The sequence below is a fragment of the uncultured Hymenobacter sp. genome (assembly GCF_964243305.1).
In the GTDB taxonomy this organism is placed as follows: Bacteria; Bacteroidota; Bacteroidia; order Cytophagales; family Hymenobacteraceae; genus Hymenobacter.
Genome location: NZ_CAXTEF010000006.1, coordinates 79,578 through 101,184, shown reverse-complemented (window position 1 = coordinate 101,184; position 21,607 = coordinate 79,578). Strand labels below are relative to the sequence as shown.

Here is a 21,607-nt window from a genome sequence, read left to right as displayed (position 1 = left end):
TCGCTGAATCATTCGGCGCTCAAAACCTGTTGAGTCTTTCCTATGAAAACGATGACCCTCACCCTGCCTTTTCCTTCCGACCAGGAGCTGGAGGAGGGCTCGCGCTTCAGCGTGGCCGAGCGGCTGCAAAACATGACGGAAGACGAGTTCTTCGCCTTCTGCCAAGCCAACCGGGAATCCAAATTCGAGCGCCGCGCCGACGGCACCATTGAGCATATGGCCCTAACCGGCGGCGACACGGGTCGCCGCAACAGTGAGTTGGTCACTGACCTGACCATTTGGAACCGTCAGGCCCGTCTGGGCCTCGTGTTTGATTCCTCCACGGGCTTTCGGCTGCCGAGCAGCGCGGTGCGCTCGCCCGATGCGGCCTGGGTGAGCACGGCCACCTGGGAAACGCTCAGCGACGAGCAGCGCCGGAAGTTTCCGCCGCTGTGCCCGGAGTTCGTGGTGGAGCTGATGTCGGCCCGCGACTCGCTAGACGAGATGACGCCGAAGATGCAGGAGTACATGGCCAACGGCTGCCGCCTGGCCTGGCTCCTGGACCCCAAAACCCAGACTGCCCGCGTCTTCCGCCCTGATGGCTCGGTGAGCGTGGTCAAGTCATTCGAGGAGATTTTGAGCGGCGAGGACGTGCTGCCTGGCTTTGCGTTCGCCCTGACTGCTTTACGTTAACGTCCGCTTAAATGTCCGAAATCTGTCGGTTTTATGGAATCATTATTTGAATGTTTTTCCGCCACCACAATCCGTCGCATTTTCACGCTGAGTATCAAGGAGAAGAAGCCTTGTTTGACATTCAAACCTTAGAGATACTAGGAGGCAGCCTACCCAAGCATGCTCGTCTGCTGGCTACCGAGTGGGCTCTAGAACACCGGGCCGAGCTGCTGACAAACTGGGAAAAAGCAGCCCGGCCAGAACCACTTCTCAAAATAGAGCCTTTGTCTTAGCCATGATTCATATTATTGACTTGCAGCCGTTGCCCAACGCGCAACTGCTACTGCGCTTCGATGATGGCACCGATAAAGTGGTTGATATTAAACTATTTATCGGCTCTGATGCTCTGACGGCGCCCCTGGCCGACCTGGCTTTTTTTCAGCAAGCTGCCCTGTACCCGAATGGTCGGGGAATTTTTTGGCCCAACGACTATGATATGTGTCCCGATTACCTGCGCTACCATGCCGTGGATGCCCGCGCCGGACAGCCGGCCTAAGCCCCCTCGAGCTATTCATAATTCCTGCCAGATGTTCCTACCCCTCTTAATCAGCGACATCCGCCCCATCTGCATCATCTGTGATTAAATGAAGGTCCGCAATCAAACTCAGAATAAAGTAAACGTCATCACCCTCGGCTGCTCCAAAAACCTGGTCGACAGCGAGGTGCTGATGGGTCAGCTTCAGGCCAATAAGTTTGAAGTCACGCACGAGGCGGAGAAGAACGACGCCAACATCGTGGTCATCAACACCTGCGGCTTCATCGACAACGCCAAGCAGGAAAGCATCGACACCATCCTGCGTTACGCCGACGAGAAAGAGGCTGGCCGGCTCGACAAGCTCTACGTCACGGGCTGCCTCTCGCAGCGCTACAAGGATGAGCTGGAAATCGAAATCCCGCAGGTCGATGCCTATTTCGGCACCCTGGAGCTGCCACAGCTGCTCAAGACGCTGAACGCCAACTACCAGAAGGAGCTGGTCGGCGAGCGGCTGCTGACCACGCCCAAGCACTACGCCTACTTCAAAATCGCGGAGGGCTGCAACCGGCCGTGCTCGTTCTGCGCTATCCCGCTCATGCGCGGCAAACACGTGGACCGGCCCCTGGACGAGCTGGTGCGCGAGGCCACGCGCCTGGCCGGCCTGGGCGTTAAGGAGTTGATTCTCATTGCCCAGGACCTGACTTACTACGGTCTGCAAGCCTACGGCGAGCGCAAGCTCGCCGAGCTATTGCAGCGCCTCTCCGACGTGCCCGGCATCCGCTGGATTCGGTTGCAGTACGCCTACCCCTCCCAGTTTCCGCTGGACGCGCTGGACGTGATGGCCGAGCGCAGCAACATCTGCAAGTACCTCGACATGCCCTTGCAGCACGCTTCGGATAATATGCTGCGCATCATGCGCCGCGGCATCGGCCGCCGCCGCACCTTGGAGCTGGTGGACACCATGCGGCAGCGCGTACCGGGTATTGCCTTGCGCACCACGCTCATCGCTGGCCACCCCGGCGAGACGGAAGCTGATTTCGACCAGCTCTACGACTTCGTGGAGCAGACGCGCTTCGACCGGCTGGGCATCTTCACGTATTCGCACGAGGAAAACACCCACTCGCACACCTTGGTTGATGATGTGCCGGCCGACGTCAAGCAGCAGCGCGCCGACGCCATCATGGAGTTGCAGCAGGGTATCTCTTTGGAGTTGAACGAGGCTAAAATTGGCCATACCTTCCCCGTGCTCTTCGACCGGCAGGAGAGTGGCTACTTCGTGGGCCGCACCGAATTTGACTCGCCCGAAGTGGACAACGAAGTGCTGGTGCCGGTGACGGCGACGGGCCGGACGCAGATTCAGTTGGGCGACTTCGCCAATATCAAAATCACGAGCGCGTCGGATTTCGACTTGTACGGCGAGCTTGCTGGTGTCTGAACCACGGATTTATCGGATTTCGGGGACGATTGGCAGCTTAGTTGACCAAGCTTTTGAGCAAACAGGACGTTAATGCTGAGCAAAAGGCAGCCATGCGGCTGCCTTTTCTGTTTAACCCCGACCTTCGCCGCGCGAGTGCAAGCCTGCCCAAAGCCGAATCGTCCCCGAAATCCGACCAATCCGATAAATCCGATAAATCCGTGGTTCAGACAACTTCTTACGCCGCTACCGGCGCCTTTTCCGGCCTCGTGCTGGACTATATTGAGCAGGCGCCGGCCCTGGCCGGATTCTACCACCGGCCGCCCACGCTGGCCGCCTTCGCGGAGCAGATTGCGGAAAAAAAATCCCACTACGACGCCGCCAGCCGGCAGCGGCTCGTGGCGGCGCTGCGGGCGCAATACGAATCCCTACCCCCCGCCTCGGTGCCACAGGCCGTGCAGGCCAACCTGGATTTGCTCGCGCGCGACACCACGTTCACCGTCACGACCGGCCATCAGCTGGCCTTGTTCACGGGGCCGCTGTACTTCGTTTATAAGATTATTTCGGCCGTCAAGCTGTGTCGGGAGTTAAAGACTACCTATCCCGATTACGACTTCGTGCCCGTGTACTGGCTGGCCAGCGAAGACCACGACTTCGCTGAAATCAATCACTTTCAGCTCTTTGGCAAGCGCTATGAGTGGCAGGCCGAGCAGACTGGCGGGCCCGTCGGCCGCCTGCCCCTCGCCGGCCTGGAAGCCCAGGTGCTGAGCCAGTTGCCGGCCGAAATGCCGGCCTCCTTCCTGGCCGCCTACCGCGAAGCTGCCACGCTGGGCGAGGCCACGCTGCGGCTGGTGAACGCGCTGTTCGGCGAGCTGGGCCTGGTGGGACTGGATGCCGACCGGCCCGAGTTGAAGCAAGCGCTGGTGCCGGTACTGGAGCGCGAGATTCTGCATCAAGCATCCAACCAGGCCGTGCAGGCCACCAACGCTCGCCTCGAAGCGGCCGGCTACCGGCCGCAGGTGTATTCGCGTCCGCTAAACCTGTTTTTTCTCACCGAGGAAGGCCAGCGCGAACGGCTGGAGCCCGACGCGGCCGGCGCCGACTGCGTGCAAATCATGCTGCGCGGCACCGGCAAGTGCCACACGCAGCAGGATCTGCTGGCCCTGGCCCGGCAAACCCCCGAGCTTTTCAGCCCCAACGTGGTGCTGCGGCCCGTGTATCAGGAGCTGCTGCTGCCCAACCTGTGCTACATCGGCGGCGGGGCCGAAGTAGCTTACTGGGGCCAGTTGAAGGAGGTTTTTGCCCTGAATGAAGTTCCCTACCCCCTCGTTTTGCTGCGCAACTCGGCCCTTTACCTGAGCCGCGCCAACGCCAGCAAGCTGCGCAAGCTGGGCCTGAGCGCGCTGGACATGTTCAAGCCCTTGCCGGAGCTGAAAAAGCAGGTTGGCGCCGCGCTGGGCCAGGAAGAAGTCAGCCTGAGTGAGGCGCAAATGCAACTGAAAGCCGCCTTCGACCAGGTGGCGGCCCTGGCCCAGCGCCTCGACCCGACGCTGGTACGCACCGTGGCCGCCGAAGCTCAGAAAGCCGCCGCCGCTGTGGCCGGCCTCGAAAAGCGCCTGGGCAAAGCCGCTGAAGCCAAGCACGAAACCGCCTACACCCAGCTCAGCGCCCTCAAGGACAAGCTCTTCCCGGATGGCGGCTTGCAGGAGCGCACCGACAATGTGCTCAGCGTATTAATTAACAATCCCGCGTTTTTTGAGCAATTGCTGGCCGCGTTTGAGCCGCTGGCGCTGGAGTTCACGGTGCTGGAGGAAGACTGAGCCGATTCGGCCAGCCAAACCGCCTATCCTGGCCGCTGGCTGGCAGTCAGCTGCTGGCCATTCCCTACCCCCCTCTTCCGCGTGAAGCCAACCCTCCTGCTCGCCTTTTTCCTGCTGCTCACGGCCGCCATGTTTGCCCAGTCCATCAGCGGGCGCATCACGGACGCGGAAACCCACGAGGCGCTGCCATTTGTGAACATCGGCGTGGTGGGCAAAGCCCTGGGCACGGTGGCCGACGAGCACGGCGCCTACCAATTGGCTTTCCGAGAAAACCTGGCGGGCGAAACCGTGCGCGTATCGAGCCTGGGTTACGCCCCGCGCACCCTCACCCTGCGCGAGCTGGCTGCCCGGCCCGACTTGGCGCTGACGCCCGCCGCTGTGGCGCTGGCCGACGTGCAGGTGCGGGGCAAGTCGGGGCTGCGGCGCCGGCACACGCTGGGCAACACCGGCAACTCTGATAACGCCACCAACACGCTCGGCCGCAATGATTTGGGCGGCGAAGTAGGCACGGTTATCAAGCTCCGGCGCCGGCCCACGCGGGTGCTCAGCGCCCACTTCAACATTGCGCGCAGCTCGCCGGGCCAGGTCACGTTTCGGGTCAATATGTACCGGCTTGATAGTCAGGGCCGCCCGACCGACTTCAAACTGCTGACCCGCGACGTGATTGTGAGCGCGCCCATCGTCAAAGGTCCCATCACCGTCGATTTGCAGGCCGACCAGCTCGTGCTGAACGAAGATTTTTTCCTTTCCCTGGAAATGCTCAAGTGGGTTGATGCAGCTGATAAGGGCGCTGAGTTTGCCTTCTCGGCCGCCATCGGCTACACCGGCAACGAGATTTACGCCCGCCGCGCCAGCCAAGCCACCTGGGAGCGGCAATCGGTGGGCGCGCTGCTGGCCGGGATGCAGCCCAAGCTCAGCTTCTACGTAACGGTGAGCGACTAGCGCCCGGTCGCTGCCCCGCCGCATGGAGGAAAACCTGAAAGCCACCCGCCGCCGCGCCGCCCTGGCCCGCCGCCGGGCCTTGGCTCCTGCCGAAATAGCCCGGCGCAGCGCGCAGCTAGCCGACCAATTCTTCGCCCATTTTCCGGTGGCCGAGTGGCGCTGGCTGCACGTGTTTCTGCCCCTGGCCCGCCAGCACGAGCCCGACACCTGGCTCATCATCCGCCGCCTCTGGGCCGAGGTTCTACCCTTCCGTTTGGCCGCGCCCGTGGTGCAGCCCGATGGCATCTCGCTGAGACACTACGAGTTGACCCCGGTCACGCCGCTGCAAGCCAACCGCTGGGGCATCCCGGAGCCCGTCCCTACCCCCCCTCACCTGGCCGAAGTGCCGCCCGAAGCCTTCGATGCCGTGCTGGTGCCGCTGCTGGCCGTGGACGCCACGGGCCACCGCGTGGGCTACGGTGGCGGCTTCTACGACCAGTTTCTGGCCCGGTGCCGGCCCGGCTGCGCCTTCATCGGCCTGCAAGTGCTTGATGACGAGGCGCCTGTGCCGCCCCTGATCGACGTGCTGCCCACCGACATCCGCCTCACCGCCTGCCTGACGCCGGGCAGCGTGTGGCGGTTTTGAGGGGGTAGGGATTTGGTGAATGGAGTTTGCAGCGGCGGGTATTCTGCTGCCCAGCCGGGGCCCGCACTGGCAAGGATAGCTAACGCGGCGATGGCGCTCAAATTGTGCGAAAAATAAATACTTGCATGGCTGTAATTAGCTCGCAATAAGCCATTCAGGGGTCGCGTTGGCCGGATATTCTCCACCTAATTTTTCCCTAGCTATGGCAGAACTCCAACCGCGCCCGGCCCATCCTGAACCAGCGAAAGGCGGCCGACGACGAGCCGTGCTGGCTCCCACTTCTCCCGCCGACTTAAGCTTGCTTCACCCGTTTTAAACCCCTACCCCCCTCATGATGACCAATGCCCAGCTGGCCGCCGCCAGCTTCGATGATATTATCTTCGACGGCCGCAACAAAGGCTACGGCGCTTACCAATTGCGGGGCCTGTATCAGCGGCACGTGTCGCGGGCCCTGGCCATTGCCACCACCATCTTTGCGCTGCTGGTATTTTCGCCCATTCTGGCCAATTATCTGAAGGACACTACTCTGGTAGTGATAACCAAGCCGCCCATTCCGGTTGGTCCCATCAACCCGCCGCCTCTCGACGAGCGCAAAGAGGAGGTGCTACCGCCCCCGCCCGCGGTAGCCCCGCCGCCACCGCCGGTGCCCCAAATTCGGTTTACGCCGCCCGTGGTAGCCAAAGAAACGGAGGTGACGGAAGAAATACCGGATGCGAAAGTGCTGGAGGGCCAAAAAGTCGGTCCCGAAACTATAATCGGCCCCAGTATGCCTGCTACTCTGGAGCCGGTAGAGCTAGCCGAAGCGCCCAACGAGACGGCTGGCATCGTGGAAGAAAAACCCTTTCTCACCGCCGAACAGATGCCGGAGCTGCCGGGCGGCGGCGGCGTAGCGGCCATCGTGGCGGCCATTCAGAAGGCGGTGAAATACCCCAGCCGGGCCATCAGCGCGGGCGTGGAGGGCAAGGTGTACGTGCGCTTCGTGGTGAATAAGCAGGGCGAAGTGGTTGACATAGAAGTGGTCAAAGGGCTGGGCGCCGGCCTGGATGAGGAAACGATTCGCGCCATCAGGACGCTGCCGCGTTTCATTCCCGGCAAACAGAATGGCCGCGAGGTGAGCGTATCGTACAGCGTGCCGATTACGTTTAAGATTCAGTAGAGGGTAGGGAAACCTGCTTTCAGTAAAGTGAAATAAACTCCCGAATCTGGCCGCGCGCCGGGTTCGGGAGTTTTTGGTTAAAACAAGGGGGTAGGGATTGGACCCCGAGCCTTAGCGCACGCTGGTGATGCGCGACTGCCCCCAGGGTGCGATGCTGACCCGCACCCGCAGCGGGCGCCGCCGGCCAGCGGCTTCGAGGCGCAGGCCGTTGCCCTCGGGCACGTAGTAGCGCTCCAGGCCGTAGCGCAGGCCCAGCGAGCGGGCGTACACGTCGGTTATCCAGCCGCGCAATACTGCCTGGCCCGCGGCCGGCCGCGGCGCGCTGGCATACACGCCAATGGCGGTGCTGAGGCTGTCGGGGCCGGCGGCCAGCAGCACGTACACGTTCTGGCGCCGCCGGGGCGACGTAGCCGGCTCGCGCCAGAGGCTGGCCGGCACCTCGCTGATGCCGTAGCGCAGGCGCACGAAGTCGCCGTAGAGCAAGTCGCGCGGGTCGATGGGCCGGGTGCTGAGCACGATATGCTGGCCTAGGGCAGTAGTGGCGTAGCCCGCGGCGGCCACGCCCAGCACGTAGAGTGCCTGCGCCAGCACGAGCAGCGCCAGCAGCGAGCGGCGGCGGTCAGGGCTCATTTTCACTGCTCACTGATAACTACCTTGTTGCGGCGCCGCAAATACCAGCTCAGCCCCAGCAGCAGCACGCCGCCGAGCAGGAAAAACAGCGACTGGTCGAGAAAGCCCCAAGTCAGCTTAAAGTACGCCACCATCGTGGCCACCACAAACAAGACCGTGCCCAGCGTGAGCTGCTCCGACTGCCCCGGCTGCTGCGCCCGCGCCAGCACCGAGCCCGCGTGCAGATACAGCACCACCAGCGTCGCTACGGCCAGCGGCAGCCCGCCGGGCAGGTAGAAGCCGGGCAAAAGCAGGAGCCAGTCGGGCAGCGAGGCCCGGCGCTGCTGGCGCAGCTTGCCGGCCACCGAGATGGCGAGCACCGCCGCCAGCGCCACCAGGTAGGGCAGCACGGGCGCCCGCAGCTCGCCGGCGTACGATTCGGTTTCGCCGAACACGGCCAGGCCCAGCGTGAAGAGATAAGCTGCCGCCAAGGAAGGATTCTGGATGGCGCGGCCGGCGGCGGGCTCGCGCTGCCAGTCGCCGGCCGCATAAACGAGCATGGCGGGAATGAAAAACCAGGTGATTTTGGCGTGCAGCGCCGCCACCAGCAAGGCCGCCTGCCAGAGCAGGCCCGTAGCCAGCAGGCTGCCCATCAGCGGATTGGGCCGGCGCCACCACAATATCCCTACCCCCCCTGCCACCAGCAAGGCCGTGGCGTAGCTGAACGAGCCCAGCGCCTCGACGCAGTACGTTTGGACGCCCGCCCCGATGACGATGGTCAGGCTAAGGAGCTGCCGGCTGCCGTAGAGCCAGCTCAGAGCCACGCCCGCCACCACCCAGGCCAGCAGTCCGCTGGCGTCGTAGCCCACCAGCTGATAGAGCTGCGAGGTGAGAATAATGCTGGCCCCGAACCCCATCAGCCCCAGCCCAATGAGCCCGTAGCCCAGCCCGAAGTTGCCGCGCCGGAGAAAGTAGCTGCCCGCCGCGTAGGCGCCCACCAGGAAGCCCAGCAGCAGGCTCAGGCGCAACGCGGGGGGTAGGCCCTGCCAATTGGCCGCCACCACGCTCAGCACGCTCAGGCCTACCAGGCCGCTGCCCAGCAGCGGCAGCAGCCCCACGGCACCAGCGTCGGCGGGGTAGCGGGCCAGCAGCTTCTGCCGCTGCTCTTCGCTGATGAGACCCTGAGCCACCCAAGTGGGACTGTCAGTTTCCAGAAATTTGCGGCTCATAGGCAATGAGGGAATGAGCAAATGAGCGAATGGGTGAATGAGCCGCTGGAAATGCAAAGGAACAACATCACTCATTCACCCATTCGCTCATTCCCCCGTTACTTCACCGCCCGCGTCATCTCGCGCTTGCCGGGCGGGCCGGGCAGCTTCTCTACCAGCCAGCCGGCCGCCCGCAAATTGCGCCGAAACTGCCCCTGCGCGCAGTAGCTCACCAGCACCGCACCGGGCGCGGCTGCGGCGTAGAGCTTCGTAAAAACGGCTTCCGTCCACAGCTCCGGCTGCTTTGCGGGCGCGAAAGCGTCGAAATAAAGCAGGTCGTAATAGCCGGCGGGCAGGGCAGCATCCTGCACCGGCTGGGCCAGCTTGGTGAGGAAAAAGTCCGGCGCCAGCGGGCACGGCTCGCCCCAGGGCGCGGCGTGCAGCGCCCCAAACCAGCCGCCCGCCGCGCCGGGCTGCGCGGCCCACTCGGGCAGGAGCCTTGCCACCACGGCGGGGGGTAGGGAATACGTTTCGAGCGCGTCGTAGGCCACGGCGGCGCCCGCTGCCTGCGCCGCTTGCAGCGTCAGCAGCGCGTTCAGGCCGGTGCCCAGGCCGATTTCGAGCAGGCGCAGCGGCGGCCGGCCGGGCTGCCCCAGCCCCGCCGCCAGCCGCACCAGCAGTCCTGCCCCGATGAACACGTGCCGCGACTCCTGCCGCGCGCCGTGCGTGGAGTGGTAGTGCTCATTCAAAGCCGGCACAAACAGCGTGCTGGAGCCGTCCCCGGTCAGCCGCACCTCTACCTTTGAAGAACCAATGAATTTCTCATTGCTCATTAGTAATTGCCCATTAAAATGGCCCGCGTAAAAGTAGAGCTGCCCGCTACGTTCCTGCTCACGCTCGAAATTCCGGTGCGCATCACCGACCTCAACTACGGCGCCCACCTGGGCAACGATGCGCTGCTCAGCATTTTGCACGAGGCGCGGGTGCAGCTGCTGGCGCACCTGGGCACGGCCGAGTTTGACGCGGCCACCAAGCTCGGCTTCATCATGGCCGACGTGGCGATTGAGTACAAAGGTGAGGCCTTCTACGGCGACGTGCTGCACCTGCGCCTGGGCACGCTGGATGCGCACAAATACGGCTTCGATGTGGTGTATGAGGTAAGTAACCAAGCCGGCAAGGCCGTGGCCCGCGCCAAAACCGGAATGCTCTGCTTTGACTACAACATTCGCAAGCTGCGCGGCCTGCCTGAGGAGCTAGCGGCGCGGGTGAGCGGGTAAGGCTACACTAAACTATTATTCAGACAGGAAATTTGATGTCAAGCGACTGCACAAGTCCGGCGTCAACTGCCACAATTTCAGCCGGAATTATTTCTCCCAACTTTCCGTGGGTAAGTTGCTGATTTAGCGTGGCAAATTTACCTGTCCGAACGACGGAAGGCAATTTCAAACCATTGAGGCTGCTTAGAATTAGTAGCACATCAGCAGGTCGAGCTTGATGTGTCTGAGTTGCAATAAATGCAAGCGTGGCATCACTACCATCTTCTGTCAAGAATAGCGCAGGCTGTCTTTTAGTACCGGATAAATCCGTGAAGGGAAAATCGACCGAAACAATGTCTCCTTTTTTCACTCCGTGTTTCTTTTCCAGATTTACGGAATAAAAATACTCCCGTTACCAAGAAATTAAAAGGTAAGTAAAAAGTTATTTGTAGCGCTCTATTAAGTCGTTGTCGGTGTAGATATCTGGCTCGTCGTGGAGCCAGTCGAACGACCCGCTGTAGCTTACGATAGCGGCGATGTCGGCCCGTAATTCTTCCTCAGTTTCGTCCGCAATGGAGGGGTCATCTACCACCGGAAGATTATCCCAGTGTTGCCGCGCGAGAAAAGCTGCAAAATCGCGCACGGTCTGGGCTTTATCTGCGGACAAAGCGGCTAACAAGCGGCCGGTTTCAGCAATTAGAGCTTGGTTATGCATAACGCAACAAGTTTAATGTGACTGCAAAATACGCCCCCACACTAAATAGTTCTTTTCCCGGAACCTAGGACTTTGAGCAGTTGTATCTTTACACTATGCTGCTCGAACTGCCCCTACTCCCTACCCCCCCTGCCGCCGCCAAACGCGACATTCGTAAAGTCTCGGCCGAAGACCTGAAGGCTTTTATGGTGGAGCACAGTGAGAAGCCCTTCCGTGCCAAGCAGGTGCAGGAGTGGCTGTGGAAGAACACGGCCGCCTCCTTCGAGGAGATGAACAACCTGAGCCTGGCCACGCGCGAGCTGCTGGCGGCACACTTCGTCATCAACGGCGTGACGGTGCAACAGCAGCAGCTCAGCAACGACGGCACCATCAAGTCCGCCTTCCGCCTCTACGACGGCAATGTGGTGGAGGGCGTGCTCATCCCCCACGACACGCGCATGACAGCCTGCATCTCCAGTCAGGTAGGCTGCTCGCTGACGTGTAAGTTCTGCGCCACCGGCTACATGGACCGCAAGCGCAACCTCGACGCGGCCGAGATATACGACCAGGTGGTGCGCATCCGCGAGCAGTGCGAAAGCCAGTACGGCACGCCGCTCACCAACATCGTGTACATGGGCATGGGCGAGCCGCTGCTCAACTACGCCAACGTGGTGGAGAGCGTGCGCCGCATCACCGCCCCCGACGGGCTCAACATGGCCCCGCGCCGCATCACCATCAGCACGGCCGGCATCGCCAAGATGATTAAGAAGCTGGCCGACGACGACGTGAAAGCCAACCTGGCCCTGAGCCTGCACGCGCCCACCGACGCCAAGCGCAACGAAATCATGCCCATCAACGAAGCCAACTCGCTGGCCGCGCTCCAGGAAGCTTTGCAGTACTACCACCAGAAAACCGGCCGCAAAGTCACCTACGAGTACATCGTCTTCGAGAGCTTCAACGACACGCCGGAGGACGCCGAAGCGCTCCTGCAAATCACGAAGTGGCTGCCCTGCAAAGTCAATCTGATTGAGTACAACCCGATTGACCACGCCGACTACCGCAACACCGGCGAAGTCAAGCTCATGGCCTTCCTCAAGTACCTGGCTGACCGCGGCGTGCAAACCAACCTGCGCCGCTCGCGCGGCAAGGACATTGACGCCGCCTGTGGGCAGCTGGCGGGGAAAGAGAAAGCGGCGGCTTAATTCGGGCAGGGCCGACTTGGCAACCCACCGATTCCCTACCCCCCTCGTCTTACTCGACCCGCCCAAACCGTCACGTCGCCTCAGCGAAGGGCACCGTCCTGCCACCGCCGCCGACGCCGGTGCTGCAATAGTAGCTAATGAAGCCATGCCGCAGGCCCAGGCTGCCCCTCAGGCGCGGCTGGCCACGCTGCACCCCGGCAACGCTGCCAGGCAGAAGCACCGGCGGGCTCAGGAACTTGCCCTGCCCAAAAGCGTAGCCCACGCCGGCCGTCAGGTGGTTGGCGCTTAGGTTGCGAAGCCTGCCCGCTCATGCAACCATTAGCCGGGCAGCAGGCTCCTGGGGGTGCCAAAGGCTTTATCACTTTACTAAAGTGGTAATACGTGTCTTTAAATATTTAAGCACCTCATTTTATGAAGAAACTTCTTCTCTTGCCCGCTATGCTGCTGACTGGTGCGGCTCACGCCCAAACTAACGCGCTGAAAGTGGACATCTTTCAGCCCGTCATCAACACGCTGGCGGTTTCATTCGAGCACAAACTGAGCGAAACCAGCAGCTTTCAAATTGGGCTCTCAGGCACCTTTAGCTACAGCGAAGACGGTGATTCCTTCACCAATGAGAGTGGCCGCAAAACGTCCGGCTTTGCCATCACGCCCGAATACCGGCTCTACCTGTCGGAAAAGCACCCGGCACCGGAAGGCTTCTACGTGGCGCCGTTTGTGCGCTACCAGTATCTGAGCCAAACTGGCTTTGCCGATGGTTATTACTCGGGCGGCGGGGCGCCTAGCGGTCAGCCCTACGAAGCCAGCCTCAACGCTTTTGGCCTGGGCGTGACTGTAGGACGGCACTGGATTTTCAAGCAGCGGTTTTCGCTCGACATTTTTGCCGGGCCCGCCTACACCGTCACCAGTATTTCTTCTGACAACGCGGCTATCGACAAAGACTATTTCGTGAGCTATTTTGAGGGCACAAATTACGATTTCCGGGGTGGAGTTACGTTCGGCCTTGCATTTTGAGGAGATTTAAGTTAAACATTTTTAATACAATCGGATATGGTCTGATTGTTGATTTTCGATTGTTGTACTTAGTTTTATATAAAATTATCCTTTTTCCTCCCTTTCTCCCTTTTTCTGTATGAAGAAAATTCTTCTCGCTACTATCCTGATGGCTGGCGCTACGGCGGCTCAGGCGCAGGATAATGCTATCAAGGTCAATATATTTAGTCCCATTGTTAAAACCGGCTCGTTTTTCTTTGAGCACAAGCTGAGCGCATCCAGCAGCCTGCAACTCGGTGCCTCCTTTACCAAGACCAGCGCGGATGACGCAGACCTGTCTGGCTTCGCCATTACGCCAGAATACCGACTTTACCTATCAAGCAGCAAAGAAGCTTTGGAGGGCTTTTACGTGGGGCCTTACCTACGCTACCGCCATCTGAAGCTCATGGATACGAGTGATAACGGCACCGGCTCGCCAATGGCTGAGGCTTCTCTCAACACATTTGGGGGCGGCGTTCTTATCGGCCGCCAATGGATTTTCAAGCAGCGTTTTTCGCTGGATACGTTTTTGGGACCTTCGTATGGTGCGGGTTCCTTGAAGTATGAGGAAAACGACGGCACCCGTAGAGACTTCAGCGACAATAACTTTCTACTGGGAATAGGTTTCGGCATCCGTACCGGCGTCACCTTCGGGCTTGCCTTCTAAGAAAAGCTTCGCGGCCCGGCACTCCTCGTGCCAGCAGAGCCCTAAAAAAGCTCCTTCGGGTTTTTCGAAGGAGCTTTTTTAGGGCTCTAAGCAGCTCGCTTACTTGCGCCAGCGGCCCGTGCTGCGGGGCCGGCCGGTGGCCACTTCCTGGGCGGATTCGCCGGGGGCTACTTCCTCCAGCTTCACGCGCACAGCGTGGGCCTTGGGCTGCACCTTCTGGCCGAAGGCGTCGGCAAACTCCTGGGTGAACTCGGCACCGAAGAAGATTATCAGCGACGAGTAGTTGACCCACAGCAGGAGCACGATGGCCGAGCCCGCCGCCCCGAAGGCCGAGCCGGGGTCGGCCTGCGAGATGTAGAAGGCAATCAGATACTTGCCGATGATGAAGAGCAGCGCCGTGATGAAGGCGCCAATCAGCACGTCGCGCCAGCGGATGATGGCGTCGGGCAGGAACTTGTAAATCAGGGCGAAGAGCAGCGTCGTAATACTGAGCGAAAGCAGCACATCAACCGCCTTGATGGCCACTACGCCCACATCGGGCAGCAGGCGCTCCAGATAGCCGGTGAACACGCTCAGCACGGCGCTAACCACGAACGAGACCAGCAGCAGCAGCGCCACGCTCAGAATCAGCCCGAAGGAGAGCAGCCGGTCCTGCACGAACTGCCAGACGCCGTTGCGCGGCTTCACCTTCAGGTTCCAGATGTCGTTGATGCTCTCCTGAAGCGTGACGAAAAACGTGGTGGCCGCGAACAAGAGCGTGGCCAGGCCAATGGCCGTGGCGATGCCGCCCTTCTGCTGCTTGGTGAAGCTGGCGATGCTGTCCTGCAGGAACTTGGCCGAGTCGGCCCCGACCAGGCCCTTGAGCTGCCCGTACACCTGGCCCGTCACGGCCTCGGCGCCGTAGGCCGTGCTGGCCACCGTGATGACGATGAGCAGCAGCGGCGGCAACGAAAAAATGGTGTAGTAGCTCAGGGCCGCCGCGTGGCGAAACGAGTTGTTTTCGGTGAACTCCGTCGCCGTGGACTTGAAGATGGCCAGGATATCGGAGAATTTATAGTGGGTCATAACGCGAAAGGGAGGGGGTAGGGGCTGCCGCTACCTACGGGCCGGGCGCGGTGGGGTTAGCAGGCAGTAGTTAATGGGGAGCGGTTAGCGGTCAGTTTTGAACAGTCGCTAACCGTTAATCACTACCTCCTGCCGTTTCGCGCTTAGCTGTATCTTGCTGACCGACCGCCGCCGGCGGTCAGGTTTTTCTGTTCTCCAACCTGTTTGCCCCTGTCCTATGCCTGTTCTCTCCCGATTTGCGCGCGCCGTGCTGGCCGTTGGTGCCGGCCTGCTGCTGGCCGTGCCGGCCCCGGCTCAAAGCCCGCCCGCCGCCCCGAAAACCGCCCTGTCCGCGTCCTACCCCCCCGCGCCGGGCTTCGACGCGGCGGGCTCCGATGCGCGCGCCGTGGCCCTGGCCGACCGGGTGATGCAGCAGATGGGTGGCTTCGACGCCTGGAAAAAGGCCCGCTACTTCGGCTGGGGCTTCTTCGGCGGGCAATACCAGATTTGGGACAAGTACACCGGCGACTTTCACTGGCAGAAAGACACGCTGGTGGCCAACTACAACCTGCAAACCAAGCGCGGTCGCGTCTTCAGCCGGGGCAAAGACATTTCGGCCACGCCGGCCGGCCGGAAGCTGCTCAGTGACCTCACGCCCATCTGGATTAACAACTCGTGGTGGCTGCTGATGCCCTTCAAGCTCAAGGATACGGGCGTGACGCTCACCTATAAAGGGCCTGGCAAGCTCATGAGCGGCGCCCCCGCCGACGTACTCCAGATGACGTTCAAGAACGTGGGCGTGACGCCCGACAACCGCTACGAGGTGCTGGTGAGCCGGGCCAGCGGCCTCGTGGAGGAGTGGGCCTACTTCGAGAAGGCCCGCGATGCCAAGCCCGCCTTCCGCCGCCGCTGGAACGACTACCGCCGCCACGGCGCCCTGCTGCTGGCCTCCGGCCGCGGCGAAGCCGCCAAGCCCGCCCGCCTCGACGACATCGCTCAGGTGCAGACCCTGCCCGCAGGCGTGATGAGCAGCCCTACCCCCGTCGCCAAGCTCAAGTAGCCGGGCTCGCGCCGGAGCAGGGGGGTAGGGAGTTCGCCGGGCTCCTGGCTAGCTGATTTAGCTGATTTGCTTGCCCGGCGCCCGGCGCAGCTCCCAGCGCAGCGTCTCGACGGGCGCCGCGCGCAGGGCCTCGGCCAGCTCAGCATCGTCCTTGAACTGCAACTGACTCAGCGCGCTGGCCTCCACGCTCACCGAAAACGCTTCCTCGCGGAACGGCCACGGGCTGACTGCCAGCGGTCCCTCGGCGGCGGGCTGGCTGAGCGTGTGGGTGATGGTGCCACCGGGGCCGTGGTAGATTTCCACGGCCCGGCCCATCTCCGGGATTTCCTGGCGGCACAAAATCAGCGAAAGCCGGTCGCACCAGTGCAGCAGGTCGTAGGCCTGCTGAGCGTCTTTCTGGTTGATTTTCAGGCCACGCCGCCACGTTTCCTGGCCCGTTCGCAGCTCATCCAGGAAGGCGTCAGTTTCTTTTTTCTGCCCCCGCAGATTTTCGTAGAGCACGCTCAGGTGCATACTGGTCAGCAGGCTGCGCCAGCGGCCCTGGAAGCGGGCGGCGGCCAGCAGACTCTGCGCTTGCTCCAGCGAAAACGCTTTCTGAGTGAAGTTGGCCGGGGCGCCCGCGGGCGTCAGGCCGTAGTGGCCGCCGCGGCCGTGCCAGGCGGCCTGCTCGTCGTCGTGCTGCGCCACGGCCGCCAGCAGCCCCACAAACCGGTCCGGGGGGCCCAGCGGCGGCCACTGCCACATGAGCTGCGCCGCCAGCAGCGCGTGGGCCTGCTGGTAGATGACTTGCCAGCCGGCAGGAGCAGGGTTTACAATCATGAGGGGGGTAGGAAGACAGCTATTGCACTTACTGCCAGCGCCCGAAGCGGGTTTTAAAATTTAAAAAGCCCGGCCCCACTTCAGGCGGGTGAAGCGGGGCCGGGCTTTGCCGGATAAGCGCAGTAAGTCAGTCACTTAGGCTGGTTGCAGCTCGCGCAGGTGCACCAGCATGTCGTGGGTCATCTTATTGAGGTCAAACCGGGGCTGCCAGCCCCAGTCCTGCCGGGCGGCCGAGTCGTCGAGGCTGGCGGGCCAGGAGTCGGCAATGGCCTGGCGCTGGTCGGGGGCGTAGCTGATTTGGAAGCCGGGCAGCTCTTGCCGGATGCTGGCCGCGATGTCGGCGGGCGTGAAGCTCATGGCACCCAGGTTGTAGCTGGTGCGCACCTTGATGCTTTCGGCCGGGGCGTGCATCAGGTCCAGCGTGGCCGTGAGCGCATCGGGCATGTACATCATGGGCAGGGCGCTGTCTTCCTTCAGAAAGCACGTGAAATGTTCTCCCGCCACTGCTTTGTGGTAGATGTCGACGGCGTAGTCGGTGGTGCCGCCGCCGGGCAGGCTTTTGTAGCCAATCAGGCCGGGGTAGCGCAGGCTGCGCACGTCGAGGCCGTGCTTGCGGTGGTACCACTCGCACCACTGCTCGCCGGCCAGCTTACTGATGCCGTACACCGTGTTGGGGTTCATCACCGTGAGCTGCGGCGTATCATGGCGGGGCGTATCGGGCCCGAACACAGCAATTGAGCTGGGCCAGTATACCTGCCCGACGCCCTCGGCCACGGCCACATTAAGCACGTTGAGCAGGCCGTCCATGTTCAGCTTCCAGGCAAACAGCGGGTCCTTCTCAGCCGTGGCCGAGAGCAGGGCCGCCAGGTGATACACTTGCCGCGGCCGGTACTGCTGCACCAGCTCTTCGAGGCGGGGCTTATCGAGTACGTCGAGCAGCTCGAAGGGGCCGCCGGCCAGCAGTTCCATGTTTTTAAGCGGGCGCACATCGGCGGCAATCACGTTTTCGGGACGGTAGCGCTGGCGCAGGGCAGCCGTCAGCTCCAGGCCAAGCTGGCCGCAGGCGCCAATGACGAGCACCGGGCCGGGCAGCGGGGGGGTAGGGGTGGTAGTAGCGGGGTCGCCGGAGGTGGTATCCATAAGCGAAGGCAAAAAAGCGGGGCGGGAGTGGTTCGGCGGGCAGGCCGAAGCCCACCGCAAAGATACCGCCAGTAAGCCCGCGGCAGCCCGGCGGAACTGGCGCCGCGCGGTTGGCGTATGAGTCTGCTATCAATTCGGCCCCGGCCACCGCGCCCGCGTTTTATGCCCGCTTCCGTTCCCTTATTCAGCCTGGTTTACTCCAGTCGTGCCAGCGGCAATTTTCGGGATACCTCGCTCACCGCCCTGCTGCGCAATGCCCGCGCCTACAACCAGCAGGCGCGCCTGAGCGGGCTGCTGCTTTACGGACAAGGGCAGTTTTTGCAGGTGCTGGAAGGCGTTGAGCCTGCCCTGAGCGAGCTGTACGCCCGCATCGAGGCCGACCCGCGCCACCGCGAGGTGCGGCTGCTGGCGTATGGGCCCATCGCCGCCCGCTCATTTCCCGACTGGCGCATGGGCTTCGCCGTCACCGATGAAAACCTGCTGGCCAGGGTGACGGGTTTCCTCCCCCTGCCCGCCGCGCCGGGCCTCACCACCCATCCGCCCGCCGCGCTCGGCCAGCTGCTGCGCGACTTCGCGCGGGGCCAGGCGCGGGACCACTGAGCCGGGAGGGGGGGTAGGAAAAAACGTAGTCGCGCCGAGCGCTAAGTCATTGCTACGGCGCCGGTATCTTTGGCCGATGCGCCTGCTTAGTGCTTTACTACATCTAATCTGGGGGCTGCTGCTGGCGCTGAGCGGCGACCGGGCCTCCGCCCAATCCCTACCCCCCTCGCCCTACCGCAACCTAGTGCTGGAGGGCGGCGGCATTCGCGGCATTGCCTACGGCGGCGCGCTGCAAGAGCTGGAGCGGCAGGGCGTGCTGCCCAAAATCGAGCGGGTCGGGGGTACCTCGGCCGGCGCGATTCAGGCGGCGCTGCTGGCCGTGGGCTACTCGCCCGACGAGATTATCGCGGTCGTGAACGCGACGCCCGTGCAGCGGCTCAACGACGGGCGGTTTATCTTTTTCGGCGGCAGCCACCGGCTCGTGAAGCAGTACGGTTGGTTTCGGGGCGACCAGCTCACCACGTACCTGAGCGAGCTGGTCGGCCGCCAAACGCAGCGCCCCGACCTGACGCTGGGCGAGCTGCACGCTCTGGCCCAGCAGCGGCCCGCGCCGGGTGCCGCCGGCCGCTTCCGCGACCTCTACGTGACGGGCACCAACCTCACCACGCAGCGCATGCAGGTGTTCAGCTACGAAACCAGCCCCGACCTGCGCGTGGCCGATGCCGTGCGCATCAGCATGAGCATTCCGCTCTACTTCCGGGCCGTGCTGCTCGACGCGCAAAACCACGTCATCACGGGTAAGCCTGCACCCGGCCAGCCCGTGCAGGTGCTGGTCGATGGCGGCCTGCTGGCGAATTACCCCATTGATTTGTTCGACTACCCGCGCTACCTGCCCACCAGCGCCGGCCTCTCAATCCCTACCCCCCTCGTGCAGGGCAAGGTCTTCAACCCCGAAACCCTGGGCCTGCGCCTCGACCGCGCCGAGCAGATTCCGCTCGACACGGCCGCCGCCGGCCGGCAGCAGCTCGCCCCGTATCAGATTCAGGATTTCAGCTCCTACGTCGGCGCGCTCTACACCGTGGCCCTGGAAAACCTCAACCCCGTGCAGCCCGCCGACTGGCGCCGCACGGTGAGCATCAACATCCTCGGTTTCAGCCCCAAGATTAAGCGCGTTTCCGACGCGCAAAAGCAACAGCTCATGGACAGCGGGCGCGAGGGCGTGCGGGCGTTCTTGAAACTAAACGACAAAAGAAAATAGCGCCGCTGCTAAATGATTGCTCTGATTCTGCTGCCCTTTGGGCTGCTTCTGCTGGCCTGGCCCTACCGGTTGTTTTTGGAAGCAAAAAGACACGATAGGCCGGTTGTGGAATTTGTTTACCGAGTTGGCCGTGAGGACCTTTCGCTGCTCTTTTTTTTGCTACTATACAATGCGGCTGCGACCGTCGCCCTTTACGAAACCGCCACGGAGCTTCAGCCGAAACTGGCGGCGCGAGGCAATCTCTTCAACTTAGCAATTAGTTTCTCTTTGCTCGCGCTACCGTGGCTGGCAATAGCTTTTATAGTCAACCGGCTGCATCTCAGCTACTGGCGGCACGACCGTGGCGCCCGACTCGAAATAGATAAGCTACAGCAGCGGGCGGTGTACACTAACCAAGGCAGGCAGTTAACGTTCGCCACGTCAGAGGTTGTGAGCATTGTGCACTATGCCTCTCATTATTACCATCGTATCCCCTGGAGTGCATATGGGTACCATGTGTACACGCTAGAAAACGGCACTGAAATAATTATCACATGTCTGCTTTATTATTCGACTAACCCGGCTGAGCTATTCTCAGCAGCGCAGCGCAAAACTGTGAATTGCCGCATATGCTGGCTGCCTAATAGCGGCTCTTCAACTCATAATTTTTAACTCATAATTCCTACCTGTGTACGCCACCCTCCAGCCCGACCTTCAACAGCAGCTTCAGGAAATTAAGGATGCCGGCCTTTTCAAAAAGGAGCGCATCATCACTTCGCCCCAGGGCGCCGAAATCGAGACCACGGAAGCCGGGGAGGTGCTGAACTTCTGCGCTAACAACTACCTGGGCCTCAGCTCGCACCCCGAAGTCATTGAGGCCGCCAAAGCCGCCATCGACTCGCACGGCTACGGTCTGAGTTCGGTGCGCTTTATCTGCGGCACCCAGGATATTCACAAAGAGCTGGAAGCCAAGCTGGCCGAGTTCCTGGGCACCGAGGATACGATTCTCTACGCCGCCGCCTTCGACGCCAACGGCGGCGTGTTCGAGCCGCTCTTCAACGAGCAGGACGCCATCATCTCCGACGCGCTTAACCACGCCAGCATCATCGACGGCGTGCGCCTGTGCAAGGCCCAGCGCTACCGCTACCAGCACAACGACATGGGCGACCTGGAAACCCAGCTGCAAGCCGCCACGGCCAAGGGCAGCCGCCACCGCATCATCGTCACCGACGGCTCGTTCAGCATGGACGGCACCATCGCGCAGCTCGATAAAATCTGCGACCTGGCCGATAAATACCAGGCCCTGGTGATGGTCGATGAGTGCCACAGCAGCGGCTTTCTGGGCAAAACCGGCCGCGGCACCCACGAGCTACGTGGTGTGCTCGGCCGCATCGACATCATCACCAGCACGCTGGGCAAGGCCCTAGGCGGCGCGATGGGCGGCTTCACCAGCGGGCGCAAGGAAATTATCGACCTGCTGCGCCAACGCTCCCGGCCCTATTTGTTCTCTAATACGCTGGCGCCGGCCATCGTGGGCGCCAGCCTGCGTGTGCTGGAGCTGCTCACCGAAAGCACGGCCCTGCGCGACCAGCTTGAAGAAAACACCACGTACTTCCGGGAACAGATGACCGCCGCCGGCTTCGACATCCGCCCTGGCGAGCACCCCATTGTGCCGGTCATGCTCTACGACGCCAAGCTGGCCCAGGAGTTCGCCGCCAAGATGCTGGCCAAAGGCATCTACGTGGTCGGCTTCTACTACCCCGTCGTGCCGCAGGGCCAGGCCCGCATCCGGGTGCAGCTCTCCGCCGCCCACACCCGCGCCCACCTGGACAAGGCCATTCAGGCGTTCATCGAAGTCGGGCAGGAGTTGGGCACGCTCAAGAACACGGCCGCCGCCGCGGCCACGCCGGCCGCGCCGCAGGTGGTGGAGAACACGCCGTGAGGAAAGCGGTCAAA

At 62.2% G+C, this 21,607-nt stretch carries 26 protein-coding genes; 18 read left to right on the top strand and 8 right to left on the bottom strand.

The features are described from left to right. Positions 1 to 42: 42 nt before the first annotated feature. The 8 genes from ACFE70_RS06105 (at position 43) to ACFE70_RS06070 (ending at position 7,143) form a co-directional block, all read left to right on the top strand. Complete coding sequence (locus ACFE70_RS06105; RefSeq protein WP_375416837.1) at positions 43 to 672, top strand: Uma2 family endonuclease; 630 nt, start codon at positions 43 to 45, stop codon at positions 670 to 672. 50 nt (positions 673 to 722) lie between these two features. Beyond that, positions 723 to 944, top strand: a complete 222-nt coding sequence (locus ACFE70_RS06100; RefSeq protein WP_375416836.1) for a DUF4160 domain-containing protein — start codon at positions 723 to 725, stop codon at positions 942 to 944. Between the two features lie 2 nt (positions 945 to 946). Further along, positions 947 to 1,207 (top strand): DUF2442 domain-containing protein, encoded by a 261-nt coding sequence (locus ACFE70_RS06095; RefSeq protein WP_375416835.1) that lies wholly within the window; start codon positions 947 to 949, stop codon positions 1,205 to 1,207. A gap of 88 nt (positions 1,208 to 1,295) precedes the next feature. Beyond that, positions 1,296 to 2,621 (top strand): 30S ribosomal protein S12 methylthiotransferase RimO, encoded by a 1,326-nt coding sequence (rimO, locus tag ACFE70_RS06090; RefSeq protein WP_375416834.1) that lies wholly within the window; start codon positions 1,296 to 1,298, stop codon positions 2,619 to 2,621. A gap of 200 nt (positions 2,622 to 2,821) precedes the next feature. Further along, on the top strand, positions 2,822 to 4,420 hold the full coding sequence (bshC, locus tag ACFE70_RS06085) for a bacillithiol biosynthesis cysteine-adding enzyme BshC (protein ID WP_375416833.1): 1,599 nt from the start codon (positions 2,822 to 2,824) through the stop codon (positions 4,418 to 4,420). An 81-nt stretch (positions 4,421 to 4,501) separates the two neighbouring features. Further along, positions 4,502 to 5,362, top strand: coding sequence for a carboxypeptidase-like regulatory domain-containing protein (locus tag ACFE70_RS06080; RefSeq protein WP_375416832.1), 861 nt, complete (start codon positions 4,502 to 4,504; stop codon positions 5,360 to 5,362). Between the two features lie 22 nt (positions 5,363 to 5,384). Next, the gene (locus ACFE70_RS06075) at positions 5,385 to 5,987 is read left to right on the top strand and encodes a 5-formyltetrahydrofolate cyclo-ligase (RefSeq protein ID WP_375416831.1); all 603 of its coding nucleotides are present in this window, start codon (positions 5,385 to 5,387) and stop codon (positions 5,985 to 5,987) included. Between the two features lie 331 nt (positions 5,988 to 6,318). Then, positions 6,319 to 7,143: an energy transducer TonB gene (locus ACFE70_RS06070; protein ID WP_375416830.1), complete on the top strand. Its 825-nt coding sequence runs from the start codon at positions 6,319 to 6,321 to the stop codon at positions 7,141 to 7,143. A 111-nt stretch (positions 7,144 to 7,254) separates the two neighbouring features. Here the strand turns inward: ACFE70_RS06070 and ACFE70_RS06065 are convergent, their stop codons facing one another. From ACFE70_RS06065 to mnmD, 3 genes are all read right to left on the bottom strand, one after another. Then, positions 7,255 to 7,773 (bottom strand): GDYXXLXY domain-containing protein, encoded by a 519-nt coding sequence (locus ACFE70_RS06065; protein WP_375416829.1) that lies wholly within the window; start codon positions 7,771 to 7,773, stop codon positions 7,255 to 7,257. 2 nt (positions 7,774 to 7,775) lie between these two features. Further along, positions 7,776 to 8,981 (bottom strand): DUF2157 domain-containing protein, encoded by a 1,206-nt coding sequence (locus ACFE70_RS06060; protein WP_375416828.1) that lies wholly within the window; start codon positions 8,979 to 8,981, stop codon positions 7,776 to 7,778. Positions 8,982 to 9,079: 98 nt separating this feature from the next. Beyond that, positions 9,080 to 9,754 carry a tRNA (5-methylaminomethyl-2-thiouridine)(34)-methyltransferase MnmD gene (mnmD, locus tag ACFE70_RS06055; protein ID WP_375416827.1) on the bottom strand — a complete coding sequence of 225 codons (675 nt, stop codon included), beginning with the start codon at positions 9,752 to 9,754 and terminating at the stop codon, positions 9,080 to 9,082. A 57-nt stretch (positions 9,755 to 9,811) separates the two neighbouring features. Here mnmD and ACFE70_RS06050 point away from each other — a divergent pair, with 57 nt between their 5' ends. Beyond that, on the top strand, positions 9,812 to 10,237 hold the full coding sequence (locus ACFE70_RS06050; protein WP_375416826.1) for a thioesterase family protein: 426 nt from the start codon (positions 9,812 to 9,814) through the stop codon (positions 10,235 to 10,237). Positions 10,238 to 10,256: 19 nt separating this feature from the next. On the opposite strand, the gene ACFE70_RS06045 is transcribed toward ACFE70_RS06050, so the two are convergent. Further along, entirely contained in the window at positions 10,257 to 10,586 is a 330-nt protein-coding gene (locus tag ACFE70_RS06045; RefSeq protein WP_375416825.1) for a type II toxin-antitoxin system PemK/MazF family toxin, read from the bottom strand. A 72-nt stretch (positions 10,587 to 10,658) separates the two neighbouring features. Next, positions 10,659 to 10,883 carry a hypothetical protein gene (locus ACFE70_RS06040; RefSeq protein ID WP_375416824.1) on the bottom strand — a complete coding sequence of 75 codons (225 nt, stop codon included), beginning with the start codon at positions 10,881 to 10,883 and terminating at the stop codon, positions 10,659 to 10,661. Positions 10,884 to 11,026: 143 nt separating this feature from the next. On the opposite strand from ACFE70_RS06040, the gene rlmN reads away from it, so the two are divergent. From rlmN to ACFE70_RS06020, 4 genes are all read left to right on the top strand, one after another. Continuing rightward, positions 11,027 to 12,112, top strand: a complete 1,086-nt coding sequence (gene rlmN, locus ACFE70_RS06035) for a 23S rRNA (adenine(2503)-C(2))-methyltransferase RlmN (RefSeq protein WP_375416823.1) — start codon at positions 11,027 to 11,029, stop codon at positions 12,110 to 12,112. A gap of 16 nt (positions 12,113 to 12,128) precedes the next feature. Next, positions 12,129 to 12,401 (top strand): hypothetical protein, encoded by a 273-nt coding sequence (locus tag ACFE70_RS06030; protein ID WP_375416822.1) that lies wholly within the window; start codon positions 12,129 to 12,131, stop codon positions 12,399 to 12,401. Between the two features lie 122 nt (positions 12,402 to 12,523). Further along, complete coding sequence (locus ACFE70_RS06025; RefSeq protein ID WP_375416821.1) at positions 12,524 to 13,126, top strand: DUF3575 domain-containing protein; 603 nt, start codon at positions 12,524 to 12,526, stop codon at positions 13,124 to 13,126. Between the two features lie 118 nt (positions 13,127 to 13,244). Next, on the top strand, positions 13,245 to 13,811 hold the full coding sequence (locus ACFE70_RS06020) for a DUF3575 domain-containing protein (protein WP_375416820.1): 567 nt from the start codon (positions 13,245 to 13,247) through the stop codon (positions 13,809 to 13,811). Between the two features lie 99 nt (positions 13,812 to 13,910). Here the strand turns inward: ACFE70_RS06020 and ACFE70_RS06015 are convergent, their stop codons facing one another. After that, positions 13,911 to 14,876: a YihY/virulence factor BrkB family protein gene (locus tag ACFE70_RS06015; protein ID WP_375416819.1), complete on the bottom strand. Its 966-nt coding sequence runs from the start codon at positions 14,874 to 14,876 to the stop codon at positions 13,911 to 13,913. A 217-nt stretch (positions 14,877 to 15,093) separates the two neighbouring features. Between ACFE70_RS06015 and ACFE70_RS06010 the strand changes: the two genes are divergently transcribed. Further along, a complete protein-coding gene (locus ACFE70_RS06010) occupies positions 15,094 to 15,915 on the top strand; it encodes a hypothetical protein (RefSeq protein WP_375416818.1) in 822 nt (273 codons plus the stop codon). Between the two features lie 57 nt (positions 15,916 to 15,972). Here the strand turns inward: ACFE70_RS06010 and ACFE70_RS06005 are convergent, their stop codons facing one another. Then, positions 15,973 to 16,734: a DUF3891 family protein gene (locus ACFE70_RS06005; protein ID WP_375416817.1), complete on the bottom strand. Its 762-nt coding sequence runs from the start codon at positions 16,732 to 16,734 to the stop codon at positions 15,973 to 15,975. 135 nt (positions 16,735 to 16,869) lie between these two features. Continuing rightward, complete coding sequence (locus ACFE70_RS06000) at positions 16,870 to 17,874, bottom strand: NAD-dependent epimerase/dehydratase family protein (protein WP_375416816.1); 1,005 nt, start codon at positions 17,872 to 17,874, stop codon at positions 16,870 to 16,872. A 162-nt stretch (positions 17,875 to 18,036) separates the two neighbouring features. Between ACFE70_RS06000 and ACFE70_RS05995 the strand changes: the two genes are divergently transcribed. From ACFE70_RS05995 to kbl, 4 genes are all read left to right on the top strand, one after another. After that, the gene (locus tag ACFE70_RS05995; RefSeq protein WP_375416815.1) at positions 18,037 to 18,474 is read left to right on the top strand and encodes a BLUF domain-containing protein; all 438 of its coding nucleotides are present in this window, start codon (positions 18,037 to 18,039) and stop codon (positions 18,472 to 18,474) included. 76 nt (positions 18,475 to 18,550) lie between these two features. Further along, entirely contained in the window at positions 18,551 to 19,672 is a 1,122-nt protein-coding gene (locus tag ACFE70_RS05990) for a patatin-like phospholipase family protein (protein WP_375416814.1), read from the top strand. A 12-nt stretch (positions 19,673 to 19,684) separates the two neighbouring features. Continuing rightward, positions 19,685 to 20,323, top strand: coding sequence for a hypothetical protein (locus ACFE70_RS05985; protein ID WP_375416813.1), 639 nt, complete (start codon positions 19,685 to 19,687; stop codon positions 20,321 to 20,323). A 16-nt stretch (positions 20,324 to 20,339) separates the two neighbouring features. Beyond that, complete coding sequence (gene kbl, locus ACFE70_RS05980; RefSeq protein ID WP_375416812.1) at positions 20,340 to 21,593, top strand: glycine C-acetyltransferase; 1,254 nt, start codon at positions 20,340 to 20,342, stop codon at positions 21,591 to 21,593. Positions 21,594 to 21,607 lie beyond the last annotated feature (14 nt).